Below are 20210 nucleotides of genomic sequence, written 5' to 3' on the forward strand. Positions count from 1 at the left end.
AATTCGTATCACACCTCATTCCTATCTCTTAAACTTCTAAACAATGACAATCCATCCCCATCGTTATTTTCAACCAAGATCTCCTCAGATGGCGTAATATATTCCTCTTTTTCCTTTTTCAATCGCTCACGCTGTAACTCTCTTTCCATGCGTTGATTTTCTTTTATCCCTTTCAACTTTTTTGTTTTACTTATACTGCTGTCATGCTCTGCCTCCGTTTTTCTTTTACCTTCTGCTACGATCTCTTCTATGTCAGTAAACAGTTTTACTTTCTTTTGAAGCTCCCTCTCTTTGCTTTTCTCATCCAATTCTTTTTCAAATTCAATGATTTTTTCAATCTCATCAATACTCTTCCCGTAGTATTTTGATAAGTGGTCAAGAAGCTTTAAGGTATGGAGATTTCCTTCTTCATTTATCATGTAAATCTCAGTTAGATCTCTGGCATCAAACTTAATTTTCACACGTTTGCTTCCATTATTTCTGGCTGATTCAAACCAGTTATTTTGTAAACTATATTCAGATGCATATAGTAGCTTCTTGTATCTTAGTCCTTGAGGCGTAATGGTTGCCGTATCAGACTGCAATAAATTTATCTTGATAACTTCTTCGGGTAACTTCCTCAACTGACCTTTCTGATGTCTTAATCCAAATCTCCATATTTCTCTTGGAATTTTTTCAACTCCTGCTTCCAACATTTCTTCGGTCAATTCATAATCTTGTAGAACGTGATGATTATTATGGAAAAGGATTAACTTAATAATGATTGCCGTCAATTCGTCAATTGTTAGATTTGCTTTTAGCCTTAAGTCACTTTCTCCACGTTCACGAACTCTTTTTCCACTTATTGAAGCACCATCTACGTGCGGAGCCAGTTGCATTTGGATTTGATTCAAAGCTTGTTCAACAACTCCTTTTAGTTCAGGGCGGTAGCTTGGGCTATTTTGTATTGAAATTCCCAATCCTTCAATTGCACTTTCGATTCGACTACCATTTAATTCTCCTCGATCCGTAAAGATTCTATTAGGAATACAAGCTACATCCCATTCATCATCATCTATCTCAATTCCATATCTTGCACAAAACTGTTTTTTTGATGTCATGCTGTTTTGCAAAGCAACCATTGCCCCACTATAAGCATTTAATGATTCAAACGATAGATTGAATCCGACTATTAATCGTGAATAGACATCTACTACAAGGTGTAACAATGGTTTCCCCACAAGGATGTTCCTGTTTACACTGGATACGCAAGTCACATTAAGGGGTGTTGAATCTGTCTGCCATAATGTAGCTGGCCCTAACCCTGCATCTTGAGATGAATTTCCAATAATCGCTCTGTGTTTCTGATGGTACACCCTTGAGCCATGTCGCTTTGAAACTTCATGTTTAAGTTGGTTAAAAGCTCTGTACCAATAATAAAATTGATGATAGGTCGGGATATCTGCTTTCAAAATTGGAATAATCACACCGTTTTGTTCTTCCTTTTCAATCGTGAAAAAGTCTTTTATCATCAGCTCATATGCTGTTTTTAATGTGTTTTGCTTTTTGTTGTAAAAATAGCGATTGAGACTGATCATGAAAATTTTCTTCATTTTTTCATCTACATTGACCCCTTTTTTGATACCATACTTTCGAGGTCTTCCCCTTTTCACTTCACTAACTTTTTTATCTCGACCTTTTGCTCCACAATTATAAAAATTGGGAAGCAAAGCATTACGAACCTTTCCTCCTTTCCAATACTTAATTAAATAATCCTTTATAGTATTTTTACTCACTTGAAAAACGGAAACCGAATGATTAATCACCTTCTGCCGATATTTACGAAGATAGATTTGTTCTTCGTGTTCAACTTGTTGAAGTACATAGGTAATGATTTCATATGCACGATCTCTTCGTTGCTTTTCAGCACCGCTCAAATCCTCTTCATAAACATGTCTAAAATACGGGTCTTCTTTTAACAAAGTAACTTCTCCATCAGCCATAGCGACAAATATATCTTCTTTATTAATCGGATATGGCCATCTACTCCCTTCATCCATGGCAATTACATATATAATAGAAGAAAATCGGTTTACAAATACAATTCGGATGATTTCTCCATCCTTGTTTCGTAGCAACATATTCTCCACTAATTCCATACATGCTCCTCCATTTCCATTAGAGTTAGGTTCTTAACCGTTTCCGACAGGTCTATTAATTGATACAAATTTACTCGAATATCTTTTTTCGCTATTAAATATCGGAATAGGAATAAACCCGTTCCCTTTGCTAACCCCTCTGTTTTATCAAATTGTCTTAAAACGTTTCTAACTGGCAAATGATCATTGTTAAACAGTTCGCTTAATAAATGAGTAGATAATAAATCTTTATCAAATTCTTCTTCGTTACCTTCCAGTAAGGTTTCTCTGATCCATTCAAGATTTTTTGCAAGTATACGTGGCATTTGCTTTTCCGTAATCACTTTCCACTCAATTCCTTTTTCGCTCCAGTATCGCCTTTCAATTTCAAGCTTCTCCCATGTGATTTTCCTTTTTAGCTCGGATGTATTTTTTACAGTGCGGGCAATTAATCTCTCTTTACCTTTTTCATCTCTTAGCGTCAGCAAAAAATTGGTTATAATAACGAATGGTTCATTTGTGTCTTTGTCTCGATATTTGTCAAATCTTAAATCATCAATATTTATCGTTTCCATCACATCAAGCAATGGGTAAGTTTCACGAATATCAATCACACTTGAATGATATTCGAATAGTAAAAATGCTCTGTACTGTATGTCCGACTGCAAATGGAAAATTCGTGGAATTTTTATTCCCTTTATACGTGTAGCTCTACCCAAAGATGAATAATCAGATGTTTTTGTCCAAGGGATGTAATTGATTCCAATCCCCTGTCCCCTCCCCTCCTTAAGGTATTTTTGTACTTTTATACTTGTTGAATAATATGATGAAACCATTGCTACCCCTTCCAAACCAGAGGGCAAAATAAAAACCACAATTTCATATAGTCAACGCCCTCTGTTTTTTTTTGAGGATTTGACTAAGAAATCGTGGTTTCCATCTCAATATTTGATTTTTGCTTATACAATCCATTTTCCTCCTATTTCGCAACAACAATCACACTCACTACAGATTCACTTGTAGATAAATATTATCCAAGTCCTCTTGAAGAAGCCCCAAATACCTTTTTGTTTCTGCTATTGAACGGTGATTGAGTGCAATTGAAATATAGTCTAATGAAATTCCGCTTTTGAAAGCCCAGTACCCCCATGTCTTTCGCATCCCATGAGTACCGAAAGATTCCTCTACACCAACCATATCGCACGCTTGATTTAACATCATGACAGCGTACTGACGGGAAATTGGCTTGTTTTTGCCGACCCTGCTAACAAACAAGTAATCGTCTGGACATCCATCATATTCAGCCATATACTCTTTAATTGCTTTTTTCAAGTTTGGTGTGACTGGAAACCGTTTGTATTTGCCCGTTTTCTTTTCATTTAATTCGATAAACTCTGCAGGCTTCTTTCCATCCCATACATGATTAACTTTCAAGCTTAGGATATCGCTGATGCGAAGTGCGGATGTAATACCAACCATAAATAGTAGATAATCTCGTTTGTTTTTTCCTCGAAGATAACCTTTGACAGCTTCCAGTTGCTTTTTGCATCGGATTGGATTGACAACGTTCATTTCTATCACCTCCCTCTCAAGAGTTGACACAATTATTATAAACTGGACTTTCAGTAAAGTCCAACACCTACAGGAGAAAGGTGATTTTTAAGAATGCTAATTTAACAGCATTCCTTAGTTTACAAAACCCGATTTTGTAAAGTAGATTTATCCTTTACCCTTTTGAATTTATATATATCTTCATCAATCACCTATTGGTTTTCAACATATCCTGTGGTAAGCAATAAAAAATACTCTCAATACAAAATCCCCATAAAAAAACAACGCAACCAATTTTAGGTTTACGTTGTTTTTCTGTTATATATATAAGGATTTTTCATTCCAGTCTACTTCATTCAAATTATTTTTAAATGCATACATTAAAAGGTCTTCAGTTCCCAATGTAGAATCGAATATCTCTTTATCACAGTAAGAACAATAAAAATGAGGGATGTTCTTGATTATAATTTTACGTGGTCCAATAAAAAACTCACTATTCCCTTCTCGCCTTTTGGCTGTACTTCCACAGGAGCAAGTTGTTTTCACTCTATAATCATTTTTTTCGGGAGCCAAGATCATAATCCCACCTCTTTCGTAATTATTCTTAGTATATGCAAATAAAAGCTTATTTATAATATTGTTATCACGCTAATCGTCTGTTCATTTAATATTACCAGAACAAGTCGTCCTTTACCAGTACCCTTGCTTCCCGAAATGACAAGAGCAAGGTTAGGGTGAAGATGTTTAACTTTCTCAGTATTTTCAGGATGATGATGATCTACGTTAAGTCGAACACCAGTTACCATTGAAGCAGATAGAACACATTCTCGAACTTCCTCACTATTGTTCCATCCTCTTTTTTCTGGATGATTATCATCTAACAAAGCATCATATACAAGTCGCTCTAATACATGTTTTTCAAAATCAATAAAAGGACCTTTTTTCAATATCTGTACCAAATTATCTCGAATCTCTATCAATCTATCTTTACTGAGGGTTATGGGGATTCCCATCGGGACACCGTTTCCAGACGTTCTGTTTAATATCTCCTCATCTGACATTAAGGATACTTTAAGCGATACCATTTTGGTTTCAGCATCATTTAGCAGTATCACTTCTTCTTGATCTCTATTCCAAATATACTGCGTACCATCATTTGATACAAATATTTCAACTTCCCTCATTAAAATATCTCTCTTTCCCATTATTATTGCCGTTACTATTTACCCAATTATACCATAGTTATGTATTCTATTCACTTGCCTTATTTCTTTAATTCGTCAACACAAACATGATTATCAGTTATGAAGAAAGTTTCATATCTATAGATAAAATGCAGGGGTGTATCCTTTGAAAAAGAAATAAGCAATTCTTAACTCTATACGTAATTTTTCAAGCTGATTTTGCAAGAATTTCGTCTATAATAATAGTATTGGTATGATTCTTTAATAGGGATATTTGTACTGGGGGAATACTATATACACTGTTGCATCCATTGCTTCAATGATTATTATATAAAAGAAAAAATAAAATCGGAGGGAACTCTATCTGTATGCGATTACTGTGGTGAGGAAAACGTTCATGCAATTTCTATAGGAGCTTTGGCAGATGACTTTGAAATCCTTTTTTCTATTTATGAACAAACAACTCATGGTGAGCATTACGCTCATCAAGTCCATTGTCCAACCGATTTCGGGGATTTATTGGATGTTCTATTCCAGGATGATTGGAGTATCTTTTCAGATGAAACAAGTCAAAATCTCTTATTATTTGACATTCTAAATTGGAATCGAAGTCTTGAAGATGTCTTAGATGATTCAGAGCTTTATTCTAAACAAGAAAATGCTTTTACGTTTGTGAGTAGTAGCGATGTTTGGAATGCATTCGCTTATTCCATTAAGAGAGAAAACCGTTACTTTCCTGATCATGATTTATCAAATGAGCTTGGATTACTAATACAGAATAAACTTATTACATTTCGGACTAACCATAATTTTTACAGAGCGAGAATCGGGAATTTCCCCGTTGAAAAAATGGGGCCACCTCCATTTGAACTTGCAACGCCAGGAAGGGTTAATCCAAAAGGAATTCCATATTTGTATGTGGCAAGTGATGAATTTACATGTATTGCTGAAACAAGACCTTGGGTAGGAGCAGAAATAACAGTCGCAATAATTAAACCCAAGGAAGCAATCAATATTATTGATTTAAGCTCTAAAGAGTTTCTGAAGTCTCCCTTTCTTGCGGATGATCTTTCGCATTCAATACAAGCAAACAAACTATTAAATCATCTTTCGTATGAGTTATCCAAGCCAGTTAGCCCTGATGAGTCATATATTGAATATATACCGTCTCAATATCTTGCGGAGCTAATCAAAAAACTTGGTTATGACGGATTAAAATATAAAAGCTCTTTGGGTACAGGTGAAAATTTTGTTTTCTTCCATCCTGACAAGTTTGAATATGTAACCACCGCTTTGCGAAAAGTGTCCTTTGTTGGATACGAATACCGATAATTACTTCACGACAATCAGGGAATGTAGACCATATCTATTATGGAACCTCTGGATATCAATTAAAAATCAAGGTGTACGTTATTTCGATCATTACAATAAAAACTATCCCTAACTGAAAAAACGGTTAGGGATAGTTTTTACAATTATAATTATTCAATTGTTAATGTGCCATTAATCTTATTGGCAATCCCTCTACGAGTTATCTCTACAATAAATTGCTCTTCCGAGAAACCCGCAAGACCATTATATTCTTTTAAACTCATCTTTTCTTCCTGAATTACCTTCATTGCTAAAGAAAGAAGCTGTAACCCCAGTCATTCCCCACGTAATATCCATCATAAAAATGGATTTCCTCTTTATCTATTTTATTTAATCGAACTCTGTAATCAAATTTACCGTCTCCTCTAAATAGATATTTTGGATTTGTTATTTTTGCTTAGCCAGCCAAAGTATGAGTTTATCAATCTAATTACTTGATCATAGTAATATTGCAATTCAATATCATCTTCATGTTCTATTCTTGATTTCAGTAATAGCTCAGATGTCAACGTCTTAAGCTCCTCTAACAAGCCTTTAGCCATATTCAAGCGTTTGAAGCGTATTTTCATATTCATTTGCCCGATTCCAGCAGCAATTGCTACTGGAATTCGTACAGTCATTTTTCTTATCTTTAGTTTTTCTTCATTCGATAGTTCCATGGCATTATTATCAATAAACCGATAAACTGCATAGTAAAAGTCAAGGGAATTCTGGTACAAACTTAGTTTTTTAAAGTCTTCAACATACACCAGCCATTCCCCCTATCCTGTTATTTGCTCTATTCTTCTCATCATGCCAATTAACAGCCTCAAGATTTCTTGTGCATCCTTTTCAAGGTTTTCATATTCCTGTAATGTTAGATATCCCTCGGACAATGCCATATCAAGAAAAGACCTGATTTCTGCTAAACTTCCAAGAGCGGTATTAAGTCGATCAAATTCTTGCTTGAAATAGTAGTTACCATTGCCTTCAGCAATATTGGCAGGAATAGATGAAACCGCCCGATGCAATTGATCAACCATGTTATAACGCTCGAAATCAGGAAATTTCTTGACGATTTCATAAATAGACCTTTGAAATGCTAATGCCTTCTGATATACCTTTAATTCACGAAAATCTCCAACATATTCTTTCTTATAAACCATCTTTTTATCTCCTTTGACAAAATAATTAACCATAAGATGCTTGAATCTCAGACAAAATCCTCCAGGCAACCTATTTTCAATCTTTTCCGCAGATTTTATAAATCACTTTTATCCTTCTTGAAAATAACCGAAATCAGTTCGCTTTGTTAAATACACTATATTTTTTTGTCCAATGGAATTTTTCTGTATTTGAAGGGATACTAAGCAGTTGTTAGGGGAATTGGGAGATATATTAGCAGGCTTTTCTGCAGGAGAATTAAGAAATATAAAAGTATCCACATGGCGTTCTATTCCAGCAACGGTTAGATATCCATTTATAAGGTTTTCATGGTCAATTGGATTCAAATCAAAAGTTGCTATCATGACAATTTGTAGCCTTTTTGCGATTCGTTGAAGTGAAGTGAACTTTCCTACAAGCCGTTCCTTGTCTGTATCCCATGTTGAAAGCTCATGCATGTCCAGTAAAATAATTGATTTGTCATGAACTGCCTTTTGATATTGCAGACGATCTTCCAACGATTGGATATCAAGTAGATCCGTTTCAACTACACTTAAATACTTTACTGATGGGGCAATCTGATTCGATAATTGTTTTAGCAATAGTGGATTATTCAATAGTTGATTTGAAACTTGTTGAAGTGGGATAGCTGTGGAAGGATTGTTCTTAAAAGTGGTTCGTGCAATGATGCGTTGTAGAATAGAGGTTGGACTTTCTTTTGAAGTGAGCATAATTACTGCATATTTTTGTTTTGTAAATTCCTCAGCCATATGGATGAGCAGTGAACGTTTCCCGCTGTGAGGTGTTCCAGCAATTACATGCAATCCTGGGGACCCATCCGCCATTCAATGCTACATCCAGATTAGGAAGACCAGTTGATACAGTCTGCTTATTTTCCGCAATTAGCCTCTCACTAAATTCTGTTTTTAGGAAGTTCAGAAGTGGGGGAAATCTATATTCTCTTTCATTTTCCTGTTGGAACTTTTGTACTGAATTGTCCACCAACTGTAGATTTGTATCATCTTTTATTGTTTCAAACATTTAATATTACCTCCTTGTGTTTGTTGTACGCTCATTTTATCGTACTTTTTTCTTCTTGCAATCCTTAAATCTGCTCTACATTGTTCGAGCCTCATATATTATTTAAAGCTCTCTAAAAAACTGATGCTTCGTAAAATAATCAAATTTAATCTGGCTGGATGCATCGCCGAAACGGTTTTTTAATATCTGTACTACAAGTTCACGTGGATATTTCTTCTTCCAACGCTCCACTTGCTCCCGTTTCTTTTGCTCATCCTTTTGACTTGCTAATTGGTGAATATCCCTAAACTGTAAGCCCATTAAAACATCTGCAGAATATTCAATAGCCCCTGACTCCTTAAAGCTTTCAAAACCAACAGGTAGATTGTAGTTTGATCTATTAAAGGATGAGATTGCTATTACAGGAACTTGGTAATCACGACTAATTTGCTTAAATCTCGTCACAACAGCATCTACTGTACTCCGCTCCCCCATTAGAGAGGTTTTTGAAGCATTGACGACTTGGAGATAATCCACTACTACTAAAAAGGAATCATGATATCTTTTTAAACGTTGTACCTTAGATTCGATTGAATCAACATTTTCGCCGAACCTACCTTCATATATTTCCATATTCTTCACTATCAAATGGTAATCTTTTTGAATTAGTGTCAACACTTTTGGCAATGCTCTTCCAGTCTTTATTTCAACATCACTGACTGCGGAATTTCTATCATTCAACAAACTTAGTCTCGATAAACTCCTTGCCATTAAGTCAATGCGACTCATTTCATAGGAGAAATAAAAAACAGGAATACCTTCAGAAGCAACTTGATCTGCAATTTGATGAACAAATGCTGTTTTTCCAACTGAAGTAGCCCCTCCAATTACATATAAACCAGGGAAAAACCCACCGCCAAGTGTATTATCTAAAGATGGAAAATGACTACTTATAGGTTTAATTTTGTTTTCCCTTACAGTTGAAAGAAAATCTTCTAAATAATTAATGAGAAAATCTCCCTTTTTAGAAGCTGTTATTTTATCTGCAATGTCAGTAATAAATTGCTTTAATCCTTCTCTATCTGCAACAAGAAATTCGTTTACATCTTTATACCCCTCAGGTAACTTGAAAATTTCATAGTGGACTTTGATTTCACTTAACCTTTTATGAGCATTTTCTATTAATTTATCACCTGCTTCATCTCCATCAGGAATAATAATGAATGTCACATCCTGCAACGAATTTAGATTGTCTTGAACAAGCTTACTAAACTTATTGATATTAACCACACTATTGATAGCGATAGCAGGGAAATCAAGTTCCTCGATGGACAAGGCATCAATATAACCTTCAACAACAAAAATTACATCATATTGTGGATCATTACCTTGAAGATATCTTTCATTTAGTAGTTGAGCTTGTCTTCCTTTTAAGTTGTGGATTTTGTGCATGTTATCCTTTTTCAAAGAATCATCTATTCGTGTTAGAAAATAACTACATTTTTCTTCGTTATCCCAAATAGGCAAGAAATACTTGTATGCTGTTGATGAATCATTTTCCTTTTCTAATATGTCTGAATGATTATTTATCGCAAATATAAATCCTTCATCTGCATAGCCTAATTTGTATTTATCAATTGTCTTTGAAGTAAGTCCTCGATTAACAAAATAATCTGTTTGCTGGACATTTCGATGAGCTTTTTCCATCAAAGCTGTAAAGTCAACTTTCTCAATTTTAATTGCGTCATTTTTGCTTTTTGTAACTGTCATCATTTTTTCCTCCTTATTTGGTATTAGATTTGCCATATCAAGTAGTTTTTTTATTGCCTCTTCTTTTGGTAGATTTTCATAATGAATCATGAAATCAATAATAGAGCCTCCAGGTACACATCCATTAAATGAGTTATAATAATTCTCTACTTCATTTATGGAGAAATGATGGCTTGTCTTATCACAAAATGGACAAGGCTTAATAAAAGTTGATTTGCCATATCTAATGGCTGTTTTACCTGTAGCCCTTTCTATATATGGAAGCAATGCTACAAGTTGTTTTGCTTCTTCAATTAACATTTGGGTTATTTGCATACCAATTCCTCCTTGACTGTTATTATTGTTAACTGTCGTAGGGAAAAGAGCAGATTCAAAAGCTCTTTTCCTAACTTATATTTATTAATTTAATTAGGGTTACTGCTGTCCCCAAAACTATTGATACTATTGGCTTTTGGAGATTACTGTTCCTACAGAGGAAACATTTCTACCTATAAAAGAGACATCCATTCCTAATCAAGAGTCATTAGGGTAAAAAAATAAAAGAAAGCTATACTCACTATTTTTTCTTGTAAAATTGTTTTAAATCGGATTGCTCGTAGTACAATTTGTTCTGCATAAACATAGTAAAACTCCCTTCCTTTTTCTCCATATTTATAGAAAAGCCCATTTCAACCTGCATTCGTTGAAAAACGTTTTCCAATTGATTGAAATAATGTTTGTATCCTTGCTTCCTTATTTGACACTCTGAAATTCCAAGAAAAGAAAATAACGTTTTGAATTTTATCGAGTAGGTTGGAAGTGGTTTAGTAAATTGAAGTTTTGCTAATTGGGTAAGTTTTAATGAAAGAAGAATTGCCACTGAATCGTGACCAGGATGGTATTTGAAGAAGTTTTTATGAAGGAGAGTAAACGTTCCATAGGATATATGCTTAATCCATAAGCCGAAGCGAATTTTGTAAAATCCCCGCCTAATTTTTTCATATTCAATAAGCTGGGAATCAATATATTCAAATTGCCTTTTATTTTTTGCTTGCAGTTGGAGAGAAACTGTAGATAATAATGCCAAGTCACGTTCCAGCCGATCTTTACTGGCTTTTCGTACAGCTATGTCTCTTTTTGAAAAATAGTCTTTTGCTTCTAAGAAGAATTCATCCACTCCACCATTTTCCTGCCAAACACTAAGCAGATAGATAAAAAGCTGTATTTGTGAAGAACTAATAGCACTTCTTAATTCTTCTATAGTGGAGAATCGGCAATCAATTGGCTCTGCCCGAATCCTTTCTTCTACTGTCAGCTCATATTTAAGTTCATGACTGTACTCTTCTATTTCGCTATTTTTGATCTTGTGGAGTCCTTCGACTATTTTCATTATGATGTCGTTGATCGGTACTCGAAAATATAATTCTTCTATTTTTTCTTTAAATTCAACTAAATTATTTCTATTATTGCTTTGTAAATTTTCCATGACTATCATTTCATTCACCCTTTCATATTTAATTTTTATTCCTTTGATAGACTTATGTGGAGCATCCTCACAAGTCTATTAGCATTTTAACAAGGATGTACAGTTTCCGAAACACATAACTGGTCGAACCTTGTTTAAGTTCCTATTGGATATGCAAAACTACACATCTCTTGAAGGAACCGTATGGACTTACTATAGTTGTTATTGTATAGAGGCAATAACAATAAATCAGTTGCCTCAAGGACACATTTCTTAGGAGGAAGGGACTATTTTTATGGATGAAATGAAGGATACATTAAAGAAAAACATTCAAAGTTTTATTTATAACGGTGGTTTCCATGACCTTTTAGATTACTTAGCCACAATTAGTCATAATAATGATAAGGCTGTTTTCGGACATAGCCTATCATCTATTTATACTGAGCTTTCTATCATTCAACGTGGCATGAAAAAAAGAAAATCAATTTCCGATTTTATAAATACATGGATGCGAGATAAAAATATTCAAAGACCATCTTACATATATAACCGAGGCAATATCAAAAAGGAACATTGGCGTAAGCTGACTTCAGGAGTCCCACATGAACCTGAGTTAAAAACGCTGTATAAACTGGCGATTGCATTTGAATTAACAATAGAGGAAACCCATGAATTTTTACTTAATTTCAATAGAACATTCGCACACGATTCCAATATGACAGATCAAATTGTCTCCTACTTTATCGCAAACAAAATCTATGAACCTTCACAAATTGATGCTATGCTACATGAATTTGGTGAGGCAACTTTGTTTTCAGACGAATAATAGACTAAAATTTAGCATGAAAAATTATTTAAGACATTTCATAAATATAGATTGTTATTAAACTCTATATTTTATGAAATGTCTTATATTTTTTGATTTCCTGTATATGATATATTAGTAAATTCAAATAGAAAGGAGATTATTGAACAATGAAAGAACCAGTTCTAATCGCTGTCGACTGCGGAAAATATGCAACTAAAGCGATTCTTAAAAGCAAAGACAAGCATGCAATCACAGCATTTCGAACAAAAATTCAAGAGGTGGAAAAGGTCGGTATTGAAGTTAATCCAGGTTCTTACGAGGTAAGCTACAATAAAAAGTCCTATTTGGTTGGTGATGCAGTAAGTGAATCTTTTAGCAATTTTGACCTCACAAAGAAAATTGATCTTCATAAAATTTGTATCTATACCGCTATAACTGATCTTCTTCGTATTACAAACCTTCAAGCAGAGAACGTTAAAATCCACTTGGCTATAAACATTCCTATTTCAGCGTACAAAGATGCAACCTCCAAGCAAGAGTATAAAAACTTCATTGAAGATAATGGAGAACCAATTTTATTTTATCTGAATGGAAAGCCTTACTACCTTTATTTAAAGAATGTAGTTATTGCATTCGAAGGTATTGGCATTATTTATGAAGAAATGGAGCAAATGAAAGGCAAATATACTGCGGTAGTTGATATTGGAGGACTCAATACCACTTATTGCACGTTTAATGGCATTAATCCTATTTTTGATTCAATGACCGTTTCAAACTTGGGGATCAATATTCTTAAGGGTAAAATCGGGAAGCTGATTAACGAACGTTTTGGGGTTGCAGTTACTCCAAGTGATCTCGAAAGAATTTTGCAAAACGGTTATTTTTCACACGCTGGGCAGATATATGACGAAAGCAAGGAACTAATCGAACAAATGAAAGCCCAACACTTCCGAGAAATAATTGAGTTTGCGAAGAGTCGTGATTATACCTTTAATAACGTCAGCCTCGATTTTGTTGGCGGAGGGGCGTATATGCTAAGCGATATCATTCAAAAAGAATTCCCAAATGCACGCATCGTGGTAAATCCCCAATTTGCAAATGTGAAAAGCTTCCTTAAGATATTGGAGATTAAGTATGGATTATGAAACGGGAACGAATCACAATCAGCTTTTTAGCAGAAGATGCCGATATTATTGAACATCTTCAAATGATTAAAACTGAACGTACTATCAGCTCCTATATTCGCCACCTCATTCGCCAAGATATGCTTGGTACACCCCACATTAATAACCTCGACAAGTTAGCAGAAACGATAGTCAACAAGCTGAGCAACGGAACTCTTCAGATTCCCTCAATACAAGAAAAGCCCACTGAAATGTCAGTGAGCTTGGAAGATAAAAGCCTTATTAATCAACTATTTTAAGCTATGCAGAAAAGCCGAATAGCTATTTTCCCTATTTGGTTTCTCTGCAAAGCCTTTAAATCCGATTAGCGTTAATTAATAAGTAGACTCACCAATCAAAGCTTTTGCCGAATCATAAAGATTATCGTAGTGCAGTAATAAAATACCTTCTGTTTTCTTTTGTCGTTTTAATTGATAAGTTTTCTCGTTAAAATCATTTCGTCTTCCAGCAATAACAGCATAGTGAATACGTGTACTGTCATATTTCATAAATTCAACTGGTAACGACTTCTTGGAATCTTTATACTTATTAAACGTTTCATAGAGTGTCGCATAGTTCGCTTCTAACCAGTATTTCCAGTCAATTACCTGCCTCTCTCCTTTTCTAATTGCATCACCTAAATGACCATCAATTAAAGTAATATTTTTATTCGGATGTTCCAACTCTACAAAGATAAATTCATAACCCCCAGAATTCCGCCCAACAAGTAGGTAATCAACTTGATATGAGTTTCCTAATTGAAATTCTGGAAAAATAAATGCATCATGATGACCGAAATTATAAGGGCCTTTCATGATAGAAGCAATTATAAAGTAAGCACTTTTTTCACGAATCCAATTGAGAATAGACCTTTCGTTTGAAGTAGAATAATCTATTAACTGATAGAATTCTTCTGCTAATTCTGAAATCTGATCAATTTTCTGTAAATCAACTATATCCAAATGATTATTTGGAAACAAACTTTCATAGTGTCTTACTGCAACTGGGTATTCTCTGTACTTGTTTCTTCTAACAACAAATTTCCCTGATTTATGAACAATCTCTCTTTCCTTTAAAATTTCCCATTCTTTTAATTCTTCTGTTGTTAAAACAGTATAATCTCTTGAATAAATTTTCACATTACATTCCCCATCCAACTTTTCTTTCGATAATATAGAAAAAGAATCGGCATTACCGACTCTTTCCTTTAATTATGGTTACGTTCAAATCCTTTTCAACTTACCCCCAAAGCCTTAAACACAGCATCAATCGGATCCGCATAAAAAACTGGCTGTACTTTAACCAACAAATCTGGCGGAACTGTTTGCAAATCCATAACAGAAGAAGCTGGGATCAACACTTTCTTCGCTCCTGCATCGACACATACTTGCAAGACGTTAGCAAATTCTTCTACTTTTGCAATGGTTCCTCCTACGGTCATGTTGCCAATAACAACGGTGCTTTCTTGTACGGGCTTGTCCAAAGCTCCTGAGCAAAGTCCTATTAACTCCGCTATCGCAAGCTCCCCTGATAAGCCAATCCCTTGCAAATCACTAACATGCATTAAATAATCTTTTGTTTTTGTGCTAATCGTATTGCTTATAGCCTTACTATTTGCCGTAAAGAAGCGAAAAGCCGTATCTAAACTTTCCTTTGCACCTCGGTGGGAGCCAAGCCCTGATTTATCGAACTTACCTGTTCCGCTTACGACTTGGTTTTCAAGCTTGTAAACGCCGATCATGCCCGAATCACTTTGACCGACGACATACACATGCCCTGGCTTACCCATGCCCTCTGGAATTAACTTACCGCCCCCCTGCTCAGGGACAGAGACGTATTCTTCTTCCATCGTTTCCTTATCAAAATACGAGAACATGACATCGTAGAATTCCATGCCCCCGATTTTCTTAAGCTGTTCCTTTACACGACGGCGACCTTCAAGAGCATATTGTAAAATTTCCTCGATATCTTCTTTCGTGTATTCACCATGAGGATAAATCAGTTTCACCATACCCGATACCGTTTTCCGCACAGCAACCGTATCCCGTTGATTCAAATTATTGCCAAGTTTGTAAAAGCGATCAATGGAATCGGCGAATGAGCGTTTTCGCATTTCCCTAAAGAATTCAGCGATATAATCTACAATAAACCCGTATTTATCTGTAAAGAAGTCGGGCCGCATTTTTGGAATTTCCCAACCTGGCATGTAGTAATGCATCCGATCAAAAAATGCGGTATCATTCGCCATTTCTTCGGGAAATGGAGCGAAAAGATGAGACGTCTTCAGCAATACATCGACACTCTGGTTAATATTCCCGACAAATACCATAGATGCCGAGGCGTTCTTCTCTTCCTTCCCTCTGGCAAAGGATCCTGATGCCATGTAGTCCTTCATAATTTGAATGCCATCTTTATCTTTAAAGCGAATACCTGCTACTTCATCAAACGCTACACAATCCCATAGTCCAACAAGGCCGATTTTACGGGTGGACATATTATAGAAAAGGTTGGCTACTGTTGATTGACCGCCTGACACAAGGATGGAATTTGGCGAGATTTCCTTGTATACATGCGATTTCCCCGTTCCTCTTGGTCCCAATTCACACATATTGTAATTATTTTCAACAAGTGGAACGAGACGTAGAAGTAGATGCCACTTTACTCTTTCTTCTAATTGCGTAGGCTCCATCCCTGTAGAACGGATAAGAACGTCAATCCACTCATCCTTTGTAAATTTCTTTCTGCCTTCAAAGACCTCATTGATGTCCATGTTCGGCATTTGAATCGGCTGTAGGCTACTTACACTGAATGGGTTCATAACCCTTACTTCTTCATCGTAAAAATAATCAATTTTAACCATACACCAAATTCCGCCCACCAAAAGCTTGTCATATTCTTTTACGAAGTTTGAAGCGATTGGCACTCCCTTTAACCCTAAGTTTGAAAATTCAGCCTCATAAGTATCAATTTTCGGATTCAGCGTAACCGTCACTTTATCTATTATTGAATACTGCCCAAGCTCTCGAATACGTGATTTAATCTTTTCCGCTTCATCTGGGCGGACAAAATTATCAGAAAGAATTTTTTTAACCCGCTCAACACCTTCTCGAATACTTTCTTCATCATCAGTTGCACAGTACATCCCAAGCAAGTATTCAAGAACATAGACAGGAACGTTTGCCCCTTCTTTAATGAGCTTCGTCAAATCTTTACGAACAACTCGACCTGCAAAGACACTATTTAACTTTTTATCGAGATCAAGTGTCATATTCTCCTCTACTTTTTCATCCATTCTCATCCCTCCAATCATCACAGCTTAGAAGTCAAAATCACTGACAATTCCTAAGTTAATCGTAAACGAAACTTTTTCTGTAATTACGCCTGTCTCCGTATCTTTAATGATTAAGTAATATGTTTTATTTCGATCGTACGGAATACTTTTTAACACAAATTGTAGCTTGAATGTACGGTCTGCTGGATTATCAAATGAACGATCACCAATAATGGTTTCTTCATTTGAGAGTACGTTACCTTCTTCATCAGCCATATAAATGATAACTGTACGAGGTTTTGTTTTCTCCTCTACTTTTTCGGTTTGGAAGAAGTTTAAGTTAAAGATGCTATTTGTAATTTTTTGCGTCGTACTTGTCAGTTTAATATCGACTTTCGAAATAGCTTGAACTCCCTTTTGACCAGCACGTTTATTTTTAAATGATAGTAAAGGTACTACAATTTCTTGTAAACTTGCTCCACCATGATTGAAATTCATCCCAGATCCTTGCATACGATTACGAAGCGATCCGTTAGGAACATAAACGTTTAATTGCTGTTCATTTTTAATAACGGAAGCTAAATCAATTGTTAATTGTCCTGGAATGTCCTGCTTTTGATTAGATAAAGCGTAACGACGTTTTACTTCAATCGTTTCCAACTGTACTTTCTCTATTTTATCGCTGTCCTCTAAAGGTTCTCTTTGATAAAGGAAGCCATGATCAGCAGTAATTAAAATGTTAGTTCCAGAAAGGTCGTCACGAATAATTTTTATTAGGTTAGAAATTTCATCCAGTGCCTTTTCGACTGCATTAAACGTATAAATTTCTGTTGATGCTTTATCACCCATTGCATCAATGCTGTCATGGTAAATATAAATGAGTTTCTTACCTTTAAATGTTTCACGTCTTCCTGTTTTGTTCATATTTACGATATCTTGGAAACGGACTGCCATGCTATCTTCAACAGTCGATTCAATAATGGCTTTGCGGTTTTCCAGCCCTGATGAATCCTTGTCATTGACAAACACTTGCCCCTTCGAATCAATATCAATAGATTTGTGTGGGAGCATTGATGCCATTCCCAACTTTGTAACGGATGGAATGACTCCAAGCATGGATTGGATATCACATGTACCAATCGTCTCAGCGTTCAATCGTTCTGTCAGTTCTACCCCTATTTCATATCGAAATGCGTCGGAAATAATGACGAATACTCGCTCACCTTTTCGAATGTGCGGAGCTACAATGGAAGAATAAAACTGCTGTTGGTTTAACACACCTGGTAATGACCATTGTTCCGTCATTTCTGCCTTTACAGCTTGCGACCAGTTCGCACTTAATTCGCCCATAAACCAATGCGTATATAGATGCTCCACCACTTCTTTTAATTTCTTCAGTATTTCATGATTGCTTTCTTCATCATAGGCTACATAAAACTTACGATAATACGTATCCATCAGATAATACTTACTCTGATATGCTTCATAAATATCTATTGCTCGACCTGTTGGAATTCCATGTTGATACTCTTTATAGAACTCCTGCATTTTAACCGCATAAAAAAGTGCCTCGTAGATATTAGCAAATCGTTCGTAAAAGTGTTTTGCCCGTCTTAGCTTAATTAATTTCGTGTACTCTTCATAATCTTCGAGTTTCTCAAGTAAGCTATTGGCAATATATATAATGATCGCTCTGTCGATATAGGGAAATGTTTCTGCTTTTTTTAACTCTTCAATTGGCACAGTTTGCAAAACTTGTGGAAGCTGTATTTCTTTCTCTGCCATTTCGACATACTCATCAAACACCCCATCATCGGTTTTATGATGCATCCAATGGTCGATGAACACAAGACAGTTCGTTCGATTACGGACAGCAATAAAGTCTTTTACACTCGTCAAATATTGCTCATTTACAGAATGGCTAAATGCCGTTATAGCCATATGTATAAACAATGTTTTTAATGTCTTAGTATCACGTTCATAGCCATACTGTTTGAACACATACTTCCAAAACACTTCTTCATCGAAAAACTTGTCCATTTGAGTTAAAAACCTATTATCGCCATCTTCCAGCGTATCCATTAGTACCGTCTTTAACACTTCTTCAAAATCAGGAACTTTCACGTTACATAGCACACTCATAATCGCAAGCTCAATCATTTCTTCACTGTATGATTCAATACTTAAACCTTGAAACTTACGATAACGCTCCTTGTTATGGAAGAAACGTTCATATTTTTTAATAACTCCACGTAGAGAGGGATCTATTTGAAGTTCACTTATAATAAGCGAAATACGATCTGCATAAAACGTCTTGGAATAGTACACCGTATCAGCTAACCAGTTATCTTCTAAACCTAATTCTAAGGTTGTGTATATCAAATAAGGAGAAGATGAATCTTCTTCCTCTAATAAATGTTTTAAATAAAATTGATTATTTTCCGATAATGTTTGGACTTTAACTCCATCTATAATCAATTGATCTATTTCCTCAACAAACTCTTGATCCTTATCCACCCAAAAGACAATTTTTCGTTGCTCCCCATCTTTTAACGGTTCATTAAAAATGTCTTGTAGGGCGGAGATGATTTGTATCATGTTCATTGTGCTCACCTGCCTCTAAATTAATTGTATCTTTAAACGTTACTATAAAGCAAAAGTCTTAATCTGTTTCAGCATATAAGTGATCGTATAGATAATGAGTTGCAATTCGGCTTAAACTTTGTCCAATTTCTTTAAACCTTATTATAAAATTCTGTAAGTCTACTACAACATTATCAAATGTATCAATATAAAAGTGTGATACATATTTTGTGTCAAAAGGATATCTGGAAAAATCCATATTATCTTTCTTTTTTTCATTAACCTCCGTTTCAATTTTAGAGAATAGCTCTTTAATATAATTTTCAAGATTACTTATCAGTTCCTTGAAAGTCTTTATTCGTATTTTGTCAGTCTCGTATTCATTAACTCTTGATTTAACCACATTAAATATTTGCTGAATATCATGGTTTCCTTCCACTTTCTTTCCATTTCTAAGAAGTATATTAAGAGTCCATCCAATCGCCTTCAAATATAACTCAATTGCATGATTTGCGTTAAAAAGAATGGGGAAAATCAAAATATCTGCTTTTTTATCTCTATTATCTACTAAAGCTTGCTTTGCTAACATTACTGAGGATTTCATAAATCCATCTGCTATTGTCAGCATATTTTGAATCGGATTATTCCTATCTATCCTCCAATTAACGTAGGCGTTTTTATCAGTATCAACGTTATGTGAAAATATTTCTTTCATAATCCTTCACCTCTTTTACTTAATTGTTCCTCCTAAATTTAACTTAAAGAAAAGCAATTCAAAGAATTGA

At 35.1% G+C, this 20210-nt stretch carries 20 protein-coding genes; 4 read left to right on the forward strand and 16 right to left on the reverse strand.

The features are described from left to right. Nucleotides 1-8: 8 nt before the first annotated feature. From MHB42_RS17325 to MHB42_RS17345, 5 genes are all read right to left on the reverse strand, one after another. Nucleotides 9-2138: a Mu transposase C-terminal domain-containing protein gene (locus tag MHB42_RS17325; RefSeq protein ID WP_340807690.1), complete on the reverse strand. Its 2130-nt coding sequence runs from the start codon at nt 2136-2138 to the stop codon at nt 9-11. Next, a complete protein-coding gene (locus MHB42_RS17330) occupies nt 2129-2953 on the reverse strand; it encodes a TnsA endonuclease N-terminal domain-containing protein (RefSeq protein WP_340807692.1) in 825 nt (274 codons plus the stop codon). Before MHB42_RS17330 ends, MHB42_RS17325 begins: the two co-directional genes overlap by 10 nt. 169 nt (nt 2954-3122) lie before the next feature. After that, entirely contained in the window at nt 3123-3689 is a 567-nt protein-coding gene (locus MHB42_RS17335; RefSeq protein WP_126293932.1) for a site-specific integrase, read from the reverse strand. A gap of 297 nt (nt 3690-3986) precedes the next feature. Beyond that, complete coding sequence (locus MHB42_RS17340; protein ID WP_340807694.1) at nt 3987-4247, reverse strand: YgiT-type zinc finger protein; 261 nt, start codon at nt 4245-4247, stop codon at nt 3987-3989. 50 nt (nt 4248-4297) lie between these two features. Then, complete coding sequence (locus tag MHB42_RS17345; RefSeq protein ID WP_340807696.1) at nt 4298-4873, reverse strand: hypothetical protein; 576 nt, start codon at nt 4871-4873, stop codon at nt 4298-4300. A 396-nt stretch (nt 4874-5269) separates the two neighbouring features. On the opposite strand from MHB42_RS17345, the gene MHB42_RS17350 reads away from it, so the two are divergent. After that, nucleotides 5270-6184 carry an RES family NAD+ phosphorylase gene (locus MHB42_RS17350; protein ID WP_340807697.1) on the forward strand — a complete coding sequence of 305 codons (915 nt, stop codon included), beginning with the start codon at nt 5270-5272 and terminating at the stop codon, nt 6182-6184. A 149-nt stretch (nt 6185-6333) separates the two neighbouring features. Here the strand turns inward: MHB42_RS17350 and MHB42_RS17355 are convergent, their stop codons facing one another. The 7 genes from MHB42_RS17355 to MHB42_RS17385 all read right to left on the reverse strand — a co-directional run bounded on the left by MHB42_RS17355 (nt 6334) and on the right by MHB42_RS17385 (nt 11621). Continuing rightward, nucleotides 6334-6471, reverse strand: a complete 138-nt coding sequence (locus MHB42_RS17355) for a hypothetical protein (protein ID WP_340807698.1) — start codon at nt 6469-6471, stop codon at nt 6334-6336. Between the two features lie 117 nt (nt 6472-6588). Beyond that, a complete protein-coding gene (locus tag MHB42_RS17360; protein ID WP_340807700.1) occupies nt 6589-6972 on the reverse strand; it encodes a four helix bundle protein in 384 nt (127 codons plus the stop codon). A 12-nt stretch (nt 6973-6984) separates the two neighbouring features. Beyond that, entirely contained in the window at nt 6985-7368 is a 384-nt protein-coding gene (locus MHB42_RS17365) for a four helix bundle protein (RefSeq protein WP_340807702.1), read from the reverse strand. Between the two features lie 108 nt (nt 7369-7476). Further along, on the reverse strand, nt 7477-8136 hold the full coding sequence (locus MHB42_RS17370) for a hypothetical protein (protein WP_340807704.1): 660 nt from the start codon (nt 8134-8136) through the stop codon (nt 7477-7479). Then, nucleotides 8129-8407, reverse strand: a complete 279-nt coding sequence (locus MHB42_RS17375) for a hypothetical protein (RefSeq protein WP_340807705.1) — start codon at nt 8405-8407, stop codon at nt 8129-8131. The genes MHB42_RS17370 and MHB42_RS17375 overlap by 8 nt, the downstream gene beginning before the upstream one ends. Nucleotides 8408-8509: 102 nt before the next feature. Next, nucleotides 8510-10471, reverse strand: a complete 1962-nt coding sequence (locus MHB42_RS17380; RefSeq protein ID WP_340807707.1) for a DnaB-like helicase C-terminal domain-containing protein — start codon at nt 10469-10471, stop codon at nt 8510-8512. Between the two features lie 241 nt (nt 10472-10712). Continuing rightward, nucleotides 10713-11621 (reverse strand): hypothetical protein, encoded by a 909-nt coding sequence (locus MHB42_RS17385; protein ID WP_340807708.1) that lies wholly within the window; start codon nt 11619-11621, stop codon nt 10713-10715. A 274-nt stretch (nt 11622-11895) separates the two neighbouring features. Here MHB42_RS17385 and MHB42_RS17390 point away from each other — a divergent pair, with 274 nt between their 5' ends. The 3 genes from MHB42_RS17390 to MHB42_RS17400 all read left to right on the forward strand — a co-directional run bounded on the left by MHB42_RS17390 (nt 11896) and on the right by MHB42_RS17400 (nt 13831). Next, the gene (locus MHB42_RS17390) at nt 11896-12426 is read left to right on the forward strand and encodes a hypothetical protein (RefSeq protein ID WP_340807709.1); all 531 of its coding nucleotides are present in this window, start codon (nt 11896-11898) and stop codon (nt 12424-12426) included. A gap of 149 nt (nt 12427-12575) precedes the next feature. After that, entirely contained in the window at nt 12576-13553 is a 978-nt protein-coding gene (locus MHB42_RS17395; RefSeq protein ID WP_340807711.1) for a ParM/StbA family protein, read from the forward strand. Beyond that, entirely contained in the window at nt 13550-13831 is a 282-nt protein-coding gene (locus MHB42_RS17400) for a hypothetical protein (protein ID WP_340807712.1), read from the forward strand. Before MHB42_RS17395 ends, MHB42_RS17400 begins: the two co-directional genes overlap by 4 nt. A 75-nt stretch (nt 13832-13906) precedes the next feature. On the opposite strand, the gene MHB42_RS17405 is transcribed toward MHB42_RS17400, so the two are convergent. From MHB42_RS17405 to MHB42_RS17420, 4 genes are all read right to left on the reverse strand, one after another. Next, nucleotides 13907-14710 carry a Shedu anti-phage system protein SduA domain-containing protein gene (locus MHB42_RS17405; protein WP_340807713.1) on the reverse strand — a complete coding sequence of 268 codons (804 nt, stop codon included), beginning with the start codon at nt 14708-14710 and terminating at the stop codon, nt 13907-13909. 95 nt (nt 14711-14805) lie between these two features. Then, nucleotides 14806-16863 (reverse strand): protease Lon-related BREX system protein BrxL, encoded by a 2058-nt coding sequence (gene brxL, locus MHB42_RS17410; RefSeq protein WP_340807714.1) that lies wholly within the window; start codon nt 16861-16863, stop codon nt 14806-14808. Between the two features lie 24 nt (nt 16864-16887). Beyond that, a complete protein-coding gene (gene pglZ, locus MHB42_RS17415) occupies nt 16888-19446 on the reverse strand; it encodes a BREX-1 system phosphatase PglZ type A (protein WP_340807716.1) in 2559 nt (852 codons plus the stop codon). 58 nt (nt 19447-19504) lie between these two features. Continuing rightward, a complete protein-coding gene (locus MHB42_RS17420; protein ID WP_340807717.1) occupies nt 19505-20140 on the reverse strand; it encodes a hypothetical protein in 636 nt (211 codons plus the stop codon). Nucleotides 20141-20210 lie beyond the last annotated feature (70 nt).

The organism is Lysinibacillus sp. FSL K6-0232 (genome assembly GCF_038008325.1).
Taxonomy (GTDB): domain Bacteria; phylum Bacillota; class Bacilli; order Bacillales_A; family Planococcaceae; genus Lysinibacillus.

Bases quoted from the DNA above. Each gene is read 5' to 3' on its own strand.
- MHB42_RS17390 (WP_340807709.1), top strand. From the start codon at position 11,896: ATGGATGAAATGAAGGATACATTAAAGAAAAACATTCAAAGTTTTATT.
- brxL (WP_340807714.1), bottom strand. From the start codon at position 16,863: ATGGATGAAAAAGTAGAGGAGAATATGACACTTGATCTCGATAAAAAG.
- MHB42_RS17385 (WP_340807708.1), bottom strand. From the start codon at position 11,621: ATGGAAAATTTACAAAGCAATAATAGAAATAATTTAGTTGAATTTAAA.
- MHB42_RS17420 (WP_340807717.1), bottom strand. From the start codon at position 20,140: ATGAAAGAAATATTTTCACATAACGTTGATACTGATAAAAACGCCTAC.
- MHB42_RS17355 (WP_340807698.1), bottom strand. From the start codon at position 6,471: ATGAAGGTAATTCAGGAAGAAAAGATGAGTTTAAAAGAATATAATGGT.
- MHB42_RS17395 (WP_340807711.1), top strand. From the start codon at position 12,576: ATGAAAGAACCAGTTCTAATCGCTGTCGACTGCGGAAAATATGCAACT.
- MHB42_RS17365 (WP_340807702.1), bottom strand. From the start codon at position 7,368: ATGGTTTATAAGAAAGAATATGTTGGAGATTTTCGTGAATTAAAGGTA.
- pglZ (WP_340807716.1), bottom strand. From the start codon at position 19,446: ATGAACATGATACAAATCATCTCCGCCCTACAAGACATTTTTAATGAA.
- MHB42_RS17380 (WP_340807707.1), bottom strand. From the start codon at position 10,471: ATGCAAATAACCCAAATGTTAATTGAAGAAGCAAAACAACTTGTAGCA.
- MHB42_RS17335 (WP_126293932.1), bottom strand. From the start codon at position 3,689: ATGAACGTTGTCAATCCAATCCGATGCAAAAAGCAACTGGAAGCTGTC.
- MHB42_RS17345 (WP_340807696.1), bottom strand. From the start codon at position 4,873: ATGGGAAAGAGAGATATTTTAATGAGGGAAGTTGAAATATTTGTATCA.
- MHB42_RS17400 (WP_340807712.1), top strand. From the start codon at position 13,550: ATGAAACGGGAACGAATCACAATCAGCTTTTTAGCAGAAGATGCCGAT.
- MHB42_RS17325 (WP_340807690.1), bottom strand. From the start codon at position 2,138: ATGGAATTAGTGGAGAATATGTTGCTACGAAACAAGGATGGAGAAATC.
- MHB42_RS17375 (WP_340807705.1), bottom strand. From the start codon at position 8,407: ATGTTTGAAACAATAAAAGATGATACAAATCTACAGTTGGTGGACAAT.
- MHB42_RS17340 (WP_340807694.1), bottom strand. From the start codon at position 4,247: ATGATCTTGGCTCCCGAAAAAAATGATTATAGAGTGAAAACAACTTGC.
- MHB42_RS17330 (WP_340807692.1), bottom strand. From the start codon at position 2,953: ATGGTTTCATCATATTATTCAACAAGTATAAAAGTACAAAAATACCTT.
- MHB42_RS17370 (WP_340807704.1), bottom strand. From the start codon at position 8,136: ATGGCTGAGGAATTTACAAAACAAAAATATGCAGTAATTATGCTCACT.